Raw genomic sequence first — 8,300 nt, forward strand, 5'->3', positions numbered from 1 at the left:
TCTGAACTATTAACACCGTTACTTGTATAAGATTTAGCTAACTCGTCTCTAACTCTTCTAATACATTTACTATCTGCAGCACAAAGATAGCCAGATCGCAATGCCTGATTTATTCCAACGACATGGTGGGCAAAATGCTTGTCTTGGTCTTGCACATCCGGTAAGCGGTCTGCCTGCTGCTGATTAGTAATGATTGCTCCAGAAGGTACGTATTTCCCCGGAGGAATTTCTACATCTTGGATCAAAGCATGCATCATCACAATGCAACCAGATCCTACCCTAGCGTTAAAGACTGTAGAGCGAAAGCCAATAAAGCAATTGTCTCCTACATAGGCAGGTCCGTGAATGAGAGCCATATGGGTAATGGACGCATTGCTACCAATCCATACAGAGTACTCATTCTGGTCATCGCCAATGACCCGACCTTGCTCAAGTCCATGAATAACTACCCCATCCTGCAGATTCGTATTATCACCTATGTGAAATGGTGTCCCTTCATCTGCCCTGACTGAAGTACTTGGTGCAATAATCACATTTGCACCTACATACACATCTCCAATAATGTTGGAAAAAGGGTGTACAAACGCGCTTTCATGGATTGTTGGCTCTGCTAAACTTTTTGACCACGGGGTTGGGGGTGCCGCCGTGCTGCCCACTGCCATCGCTAGATTCCTCCTCTACTTTGCTTCCAGTCATTTGTCATTTGTCCAGTGTCATTTGTCCAGTGTCCTTTGTTCTTTACAAATAACTAATGACCAATGACCAATGACCAATGACCAATGACCAATGACCAATGTCGCTCACAGCGTTCACTTTGAAAGTAACTTTTGATTTCAATTCACCGTTTCCGAGGATCTTCACCAATGATGTTCTGCTTACCAAACCATTCATGAACAAAGTATCCAAAGAAAACTCCTGTAATCCGTATTTCTCTACCAATAATTCTACTTGACCAATATTGAACACTTTGTATTCAACACGGTTGTTATTTGTGAAACCGCGCTTAGGAACACGACGTTGAATTGGCATCTGACCACCTTCGTGTGCTCTTCTATTTTTGAAACCGCTACGGCTCTGATGACCTTTGTTACCTTTAGTTGATGTACCACCGTGACCCGATGCTTCACCACGACCTAATCTCTTTTCTCTTTTCGTTGCGCCTTTCGCAGGCTTCAATTCATGTAATTTCATACTGTTGATTTTTACTTACGGGGAATCGCCCCTCGCTTGTTATTAATAAAAGTGTAAATATGCAAATGTGAAAATGCCGTAAGCTAGTTACTCATTTTCACACTGCCAAATTAATTCAATTTATTAAGCTTCTTCCACTTTCAGAAGGTGGTTCACCTTACGAACCATTCCGAGAATTTGAGGAGTAGCTTCTACTTCTCTGCTGGCGTTGGTCTTGTTCAAACCTAAAGCAACCAATGTTTGTTTTTGGCGCTCCGGACGATCAATTGGACTTTTAACCAGGGTGATTTTAATCTTTTTCATAACAAATGTTATAATGAGTTTGAAACCTAGAGTTCAAACAGGGTGATAATTATCCGTTGAATACTTTCTTAAGATTTAAGCGACGCTCTTTAGCAACTGTGATAGGCCAATGTTTTCAATCCTTTCTCGCATAGTTCTTTTGCGGCCCAGCCACCACTGATGCCACTGCCGATAACAATTGCATCGAATGTGTTTTGAGCAACGCCTCCGGAATTAATATTTACACTGGTTGAATCGTTTGGCATGTTACTATTATATAGTTCCTTTTTTCAATTCTTTTACAGCAAAATCAGCGGCTCTTGCTGTAAGAGCCATGTATGTAAGGGATGGATTTACGCAAGCTGCACTTACCATGCAAGAACCATCTGTTACAAATACATTTTTAGCGTCCCAAACCTGGTTGTTTCCGTTGAGTACTGAAGTCTTTGGATCTTTACCCATACGAGCAGTTCCCATTTCATGAATTCCCATACCCAACGCATAATCGCGATCGTATCCTTTGATATTTTTCAAGCCGGCAGCTTCAAGCATTGCTTTTGCTTGATTCTGCATGTCTACGCGCATCTTCTTTTCGTTCTCTTTAATCTCAGCATCAATAGCAAGTACAGGCAATCCCCATTTATCTTTCTTATTGGGATCCAGTGTCACTTTATTTTCATGATAAGGAAGCGTTTCACCAAATGCGGTCATACCAATAGTCCATGGACCCGGTTCAGATAATGCTTCTTTCAATTCTGTACCGATATTCAATTCAGCAATTTCTCTGCCCCATCCTTGTCTGCTAGCACTTCCTTGATATCCGTATCCTCTTATATAGTCTTGTTTGTCGCCAAACAAATTTTGCCAGCGAGGAATATAGAAACCGTTGGGTCTTCTTCCGTAGTAGTACTTATCTTCAAATCCTTCAACTGTTGCATGTGGGATGGGCATCTTGCCCGTCTTCAATTTGAAATGGTGGGCAATGCCCACCCTACTGGTGAGATTAGTCCTTCTTCATCCAGCTAAACATGGCACGTAAATCTTTGCCAACTTCCTCAATGGGGTGTTCGGCTTCTTGACGGCGCATGGAGGTAAATCCGGGTTTTCCAGATTGGTTTTCCAGAACGAATTCCCGTGCAAATTGCCCGGATTGAATTTCTTTGAGAATTTGACGCATTTCTGCTTTAGTTTGTTCGTTAACAATGCGGGGTCCACGGGTGTAATCGCCGTATTCAGCAGTGTTGGAAATGCTGTCGCGCATTTTGGCTAAGCCACCTTCTACAATCAAGTCAACAATCAGTTTGACTTCGTGGAGACATTCAAAATAAGCCAACTCGGGCTGATATCCTGCTTCCACCAAGGTTTCAAAACCAGCTTTGATTAGGGCACTCAAACCACCGCACAGGACTGATTGTTCGCCAAACAAATCGGTTTCGGTTTCTTCTCGGAAAGTTGTTTCGAGAATTCCGGCACGGGTTCCGCCAATACCTTTAGCATAAGCCATTGCGCGATCGCGTGCCTGACCGGAAGCATCTTGATATACGGCAAACAAACAAGGTACCCCCTGTCCCTGTTCGTAGGTTCGCCGTACCAAATGTCCGGGTCCTTTGGGTGCGACCATGACCACGTCCACAAAAGAAGGTGGTACAACTTGACCAAAGTGAATATTGAACCCGTGAGCAAACAATAAAACGTTTCCTTCTTCCAAATGAGGTTCAATTTCGTTTTTGTAAATCGTTTTTTGCACCTCATCTGGCACCTCAAGACCAGCCTCACGAAAAATTTGTATTCCCAGAAGAGGTACTACCACGTGGTAACGCTCTCTAATAGACCCGCTGTAATGGGCGCAGGACGCGACCAAGACTCCACCGGTTTTGCCTGGTGGGCTGGTAACGCCCGTCTCATCAACCTTTCCGGCAAACTCCTGGGCGCTCACGTTGCCCACTCTGGTTTGATTGTTTTCTGGGCTGGAGCAATGACCTTGTTTGAGGTTGCTCACTTCATTCCTGAGAAGCCCATGTACGAGCAAGGTTTAATTCTTCTGCCTCACTTGGCAACCCTCGGTTGGGGTGTTGGTCCTGGTGGCGAAGTTATTGATACCTTCCCCTACTTTGTTGTAGGTGTACTGCACCTAATCTCTTCAGCCGTACTCGGTTTTGGCGGTATATATCATGCCGTTCGCGGTCCAGAAACCTTGGAAGAGTACTCCTCTTTCTTCGGTTATGACTGGAAAGACAAGAACAAGATGACCAACATCATCGGGTTCCACCTCATTATCTTGGGATGTGGTGCTCTGTTGTTGGTACTCAAAGCAATGTTCTTTGGCGGGCTGTATGACACTTGGGCACCTGGTGGTGGTGATGTTCGCGTCATTACCAACCCAACTTTGAACCCTGCTGTCATTTTCGGTTACCTGCTGAAGTCCCCCTTCGGTGGTGAGGGCTGGATCGTTAGCGTTGACAACTTAGAAGACGTTGTTGGCGGTCACATTTGGGTTGCTTTCATCTGTATTGCAGGTGGTATTTTCCACATCCTTACCAAACCATTTGGTTGGGCACGTCGCGCCTTCATTTGGTCTGGTGAAGCTTACAGACCTGACCTAGATAGCATTTATATGCAAGCTTTGCAAATGATGAGCGGTCAAGGGGGCTGGCCTTTGAACGTTTTCATCTCACCAGACGATCTAGTACCTTTCTATGCAGGTACCTACTTCCCTGTAGAACCTCGCTATGGTCGTCCGGGTTTTTTACAAGTTCTGCAAGCATTGCGCCACTACTATAATACGGAAAAAGAAGATTTGCGCGATCGCAAAGCCACCATTCTTGAATCGCTCCTCACCTCTTCGGTTCTGGACTTAGGAGGCACAACGGAATCTCAAGATATTGAATTATTGCGAAAAGGTTGGGAAACTTGTACGGGTATTATTACTCCCAATCAGTACGGCAATAGTTTTCCGATGATTCCCTATGCAGAACTTGCCCTGAGAGGAATTAGATTTGATTATCCAGACTCTCGTTATGATGGCAAGCAAGTTTGTACCCAAAGGGGATTAGATCTGGCACTGGGCGGAATTTATGACCATGTAGGTGGTGGTTTCCATCGCTACACCGTCGATCCAACATGGACAGTACCGCATTTTGAAAAAATGCTTTACGATAACGGTCAGATTGTGGAGTATCTGGCTAATTTATGGAGTGCAGGAGTACAGGAACCAGCTTTTGAACAAGCGATCGCGGGTACTGCCCAATGGTTAAAGCGGGAAATGACCTCACCTGAAGGGTTTTTTTATGCGGCTCAAGATGCTGATAGCTTTACAACCCCAGCAGAAGCAGAACCAGAAGAAGGGGCGTTTTATGTTTGGAGTTACAGCGAGTTGCAGAAATTGCTCGCTCCAAATGAACTAACAGAATTACAACAACAGTTTACAGTGTCCGGAACACGGGGCGGTGATGGAAGAATTATCACCGCGCTTGTTCTCATTTAATTCTCCTTACGGTGCGTGTCCCCACTGTCATGGCATTGGGAGTTTAAAAAGATTTTCCCCAGAATTGGTTGTCCCTGACCCAGCAGCACCAGTATATTCCGCTATTACTCCTTGGTCAGAAAAAGAAAATACTTATTATTTAGAATTATTGTATAAATTAGGACAAGAACATGGTTTTGAGTTGCAAACACCCTGGAACCAATTGACGGAAGAACAAAGGGAAATAATTTTAAACGGAGAGGAAACAACCACAGAAGGACAAAAGAAACAGAGGGAGGGATTTAAAGGAGTTCTGCCAATTTTACAGAGGCAATATGAGGGTGGTTCGGAGCTAATCAAGCAAAAATTAGAGCAGTATTTAATCGATCAACCATGTCCCGTGTGTGAGGGGAAGCGGCTAAAACCAGAGGCGTTAGCAGTGCGATTGGGACAGCATCGAATTGTAGATTTGACGGGAGTCTCAATTCGGGAGGCTCGTAACAACATCGATCGATTGCAATTGAGCCAACGTCAGTTGCAAATAGCCGATTTGGTACTGAGAGAAATCAAAGCAAGATTGCAATTTTTGTTGGATGTGGGGTTAGATTACCTAACACTGGATCGTCCTGCGATGACACTTTCAGGAGGAGAAGCACAGCGAATTCGTCTAGCCACTCAAATTGGTTCCGGGCTAACTGGGGTTTTATACGTTTTAGATGAACCAAGCATCGGTTTGCATCAACGAGATAATGGGCGTTTGTTGCGAACTTTAATTAGGTTAAGGGATTTGGGCAATACCTTAATTGTAAGTACGCTGTCCCCACTCAAAACAGCGTTCCCGAATCATTAACTTGCTGGTCATACATTCAATGTCAATTGGTCAGTAGGGTGGGCAATGCCCACCGATAGTTGAACGGGTTGGCATCACCCACCCCAGAAACATATAAAATAATCTACTGATAGTTTACAATTCGAGCAAAGCTTGCAGGTTCAAGACTTGCTCCGCCTACTAAAGCGCCATCAATTTCTGGTTGAGCCATGATTTCGTCTATAAGATTTGGCTTGACCGAACCACCATACTGAATTGGTACATTGGGGTTCTTTAACAGGCTGCGAATTAAGCCTATGACACGATTTGCTTCCCGAGATTCACAAGTATCGCCAGTACCGATCGCCCAAATTGGTTCATAGGCAATAACCAAATTTTCCTGGTTCACATCCACCAAATCTTTTTTTATTTGGCTGGTAATCAGTGATTCTGTTTCGCCCGCATCGCGTTGTTGTTTAGTTTCACCGACACAAAGAATTGGAGTCAGACCAAAACGTTGAGCTGCTTTGAGGCGCAGGTTCACAGTTTCGTCCGTTTCACCAAAGTATTGCCGCCGTTCGCTATGACCGACAATAACATAACGCACCCCAAGTTCTTTAAGCATTGGTCCGGAAATTTCACCCGTGTAGGCTCCCGATTCCTCCCAGTGAATATTTTGCGCCCCCAATTGCACGCGACTGCCATGCAAACTTTTGGACAAAACATTTAAATCCGTGAAGGGGACGCACAAGACAACTTCTCGCTCATCAGGGGTTTCGTCCAAGGTAGGCAGAAATCCTCTTAAAAAATCTTCGGATTCTGCCTGGGGTTTGTACATTTTCCAGGTCAGAGCATTGCAGTCGTGGCAAAGATTTCTAAGCAAAAATCGGCGCGAAAGTATAGAAACTTGGCGGCTAGTTCACCAGTCCTTTGCGAACTTCCTTGAAGAAAAAGTGGATTTAACCGCAACCCATCGGCGTGTAGTTGAATACTACCTGACACAAGGGGAACCTTGGAAAAAGCATGGTGGCTACGCTGACCGTCATCTCAGAACTCACCTAACCATAGCTAATCTATGGGATGAACTCGCCAATCTGATTGATTCACATCATTGGCTCAAACCAGATAGTCCAGAAGCTATTATCGATCGCATTGCGACAGGCATCTACACAGAAAATGATCTTGCAGCATTACCTCATGAACTAACTGTTAGTAGCAAGCAGCAAGTCATTCATTTAGGCAAGTATAACATCAATATAGGACAGGGGCAAGATATTCATATTGGCGATCGGGTTTACCAAGGAGTAAGTGCTGCCGCTATCCAAGAACTGTTTTGGGAGGCACTCAACTTAGTTGTGAGACCGATTCGCTTCATCTTATCAAAATTGTCAATTCCAGAACTGCTAGAATTATCACAAGGTGGAAGACCAGGTAATCGGCGGGGAGGGAGTAGCCGGGATTTTGGATTGGAAAAAGCACAAGACAAGTATCTCACGGCTTTGATGCCTGAAGTGAATTTGGGTACAGAAGAAACGCCATTTGTCATAGGGTTAACACTTAGTGAACGTCCCACATTCTGGTTTTATGTTCCCTATCCACCCATCCCACTACGTGATGTCAGGTTTGTGCTATTTGATGAAGACGAAGATGATGTTTACGAAGCAACTCTGCAATTTACTAATACACCAGGGATTGTGAGTTTAAATGTCCTCATTTTTTGCTTAGATTATCTCGCTACAATGCCCATGTTGATCTAGTAATTAGCTCATGCTACAAGAAGAACCCTGGGGAGTGAGATCATGACTAAACCGATTCAAATTCTGTTACAGACAACAATTCCCACCAATGAAGATGATTGGCATATTGGGCGATTCTCTTTGCTAAAGGACTATTTAGCTTCGTTAAAAAGTGACACTGGGGAACCGCTGTACCAGGTAACAGCAAGGGATCGAGAAAATACTGCTGAAAAAAACGATCCAGTTTTAAGTACGCTGGATAATTCAGATTTTGATGAACTGTGGCTGTTTGCTGTGGATTTAGGGGATGGCATAACTCCACAGGAGTGTCAGAGCATCAGTGCCTTCCGTCAGCGCGGTGGCGGTTTATTGGTCAGCCGTGACCATCAGGATGTAGGTTGTTCGGTTTGCAATCTTGGTGGTATCGGCGCAGCGCATTACTTTCACAGTAAGAATCCCGATCCCGATCCCTCGCACCACTACCCTGATGACATCTACACTAAATATATTTCCTGGCCCAACTTCCATTCTGGGTTAAATGGTGACTACGAAAAAATTACTCCCATAGAACCTATTCATGACTTACTCAAGAATCCTACATCACCTTCTGAGGAGATTGAATTCTTTCCGGCTCATCCCCATGAAGGAGCCGTAGGTGTGCCTGCAAACGAGAAGAATGGACGAGTCATTGCCTTAGGTACAAGCTCAGTCTCCGGTCAGGACTTTAACTTAGTAGTTGCTTTTGAAAGTACCCAGGATGAACAAGGAAATATTTTAGGACGTGCGATCGCTGAATCAAGCTTCCACCATTTCGCCGACT

At 44.5% G+C, this 8,300-nt stretch carries 7 protein-coding genes and 3 pseudogenes; 4 read left to right on the plus strand and 6 right to left on the minus strand.

Translation table 11 applies throughout. From position 1 onward, the window contains the following. The 5 genes and pseudogenes from ACYRY3_RS00330 to ilvC form a co-directional block, all read right to left on the minus strand. Positions 1–662, minus strand: a 662-nt coding sequence (locus ACYRY3_RS00330) for a gamma carbonic anhydrase family protein (protein WP_460199913.1), incomplete at its 3' end; no start/stop codon positions are given. A 76-nt stretch (positions 663–738) separates the two neighbouring features. After that, positions 739–1,191, minus strand: coding sequence for a 50S ribosomal protein L15 (gene rplO, locus ACYRY3_RS00335; protein ID WP_460199914.1), 453 nt, complete (start codon positions 1,189–1,191; stop codon positions 739–741). Between the two features lie 123 nt (positions 1,192–1,314). Beyond that, entirely contained in the window at positions 1,315–1,494 is a 180-nt protein-coding gene (rpmD, locus tag ACYRY3_RS00340; protein ID WP_430898839.1) for a 50S ribosomal protein L30, read from the minus strand. 252 nt (positions 1,495–1,746) lie between these two features. Continuing rightward, on the minus strand, positions 1,747–2,424 hold the full coding sequence (locus ACYRY3_RS00345) for a GMC family oxidoreductase (protein ID WP_460199916.1): 678 nt from the start codon (positions 2,422–2,424) through the stop codon (positions 1,747–1,749). Between the two features lie 52 nt (positions 2,425–2,476). After that, positions 2,477–3,232, minus strand: a pseudogene (gene ilvC / locus ACYRY3_RS00350) (ketol-acid reductoisomerase); the annotation flags it as partial. 51 nt (positions 3,233–3,283) lie between these two features. Here ilvC and ACYRY3_RS00355 point away from each other — a divergent pair. Then, positions 3,284–4,294 (plus strand): annotated as a pseudogene (locus ACYRY3_RS00355) (DUF255 domain-containing protein); the annotation flags it as partial. A gap of 604 nt (positions 4,295–4,898) precedes the next feature. After that, a pseudogene (locus tag ACYRY3_RS00360) lies at positions 4,899–5,744 on the plus strand (excinuclease ABC subunit UvrA); the annotation flags it as partial. A 145-nt stretch (positions 5,745–5,889) separates the two neighbouring features. Here the strand turns inward: ACYRY3_RS00360 and tpiA are convergent. Beyond that, entirely contained in the window at positions 5,890–6,582 is a 693-nt protein-coding gene (tpiA, locus tag ACYRY3_RS00365; protein ID WP_460199917.1) for a triose-phosphate isomerase, read from the minus strand. Between the two features lie 16 nt (positions 6,583–6,598). Between tpiA and ACYRY3_RS00370 the strand changes: the two genes are divergently transcribed. Both ACYRY3_RS00370 and ACYRY3_RS00375 read left to right on the plus strand, forming a co-directional pair. Next, positions 6,599–7,501, plus strand: a complete 903-nt coding sequence (locus ACYRY3_RS00370) for a DUF928 domain-containing protein (RefSeq protein WP_460199918.1) — start codon at positions 6,599–6,601, stop codon at positions 7,499–7,501. Between the two features lie 42 nt (positions 7,502–7,543). Beyond that, on the plus strand, positions 7,544–8,300 hold a 757-nt coding region (locus tag ACYRY3_RS00375), incomplete at its 3' end, for a hypothetical protein (RefSeq protein WP_460199919.1).

This window comes from Scytonema sp. NUACC21 (assembly GCF_054684315.1).

Coding starts and splice junctions, on each gene's coding strand:
- rplO (WP_460199914.1), bottom strand. CDS start 1,191: ATGAAATTACATGAATTGAAGCCTGCGAAAGGCGCAACGAAAAGAGAA.
- tpiA (WP_460199917.1), bottom strand. CDS start 6,582: ATGTACAAACCCCAGGCAGAATCCGAAGATTTTTTAAGAGGATTTCTG.
- ACYRY3_RS00345 (WP_460199916.1), bottom strand. CDS start 2,424: ATGCCCATCCCACATGCAACAGTTGAAGGATTTGAAGATAAGTACTAC.
- rpmD (WP_430898839.1), bottom strand. CDS start 1,494: ATGAAAAAGATTAAAATCACCCTGGTTAAAAGTCCAATTGATCGTCCG.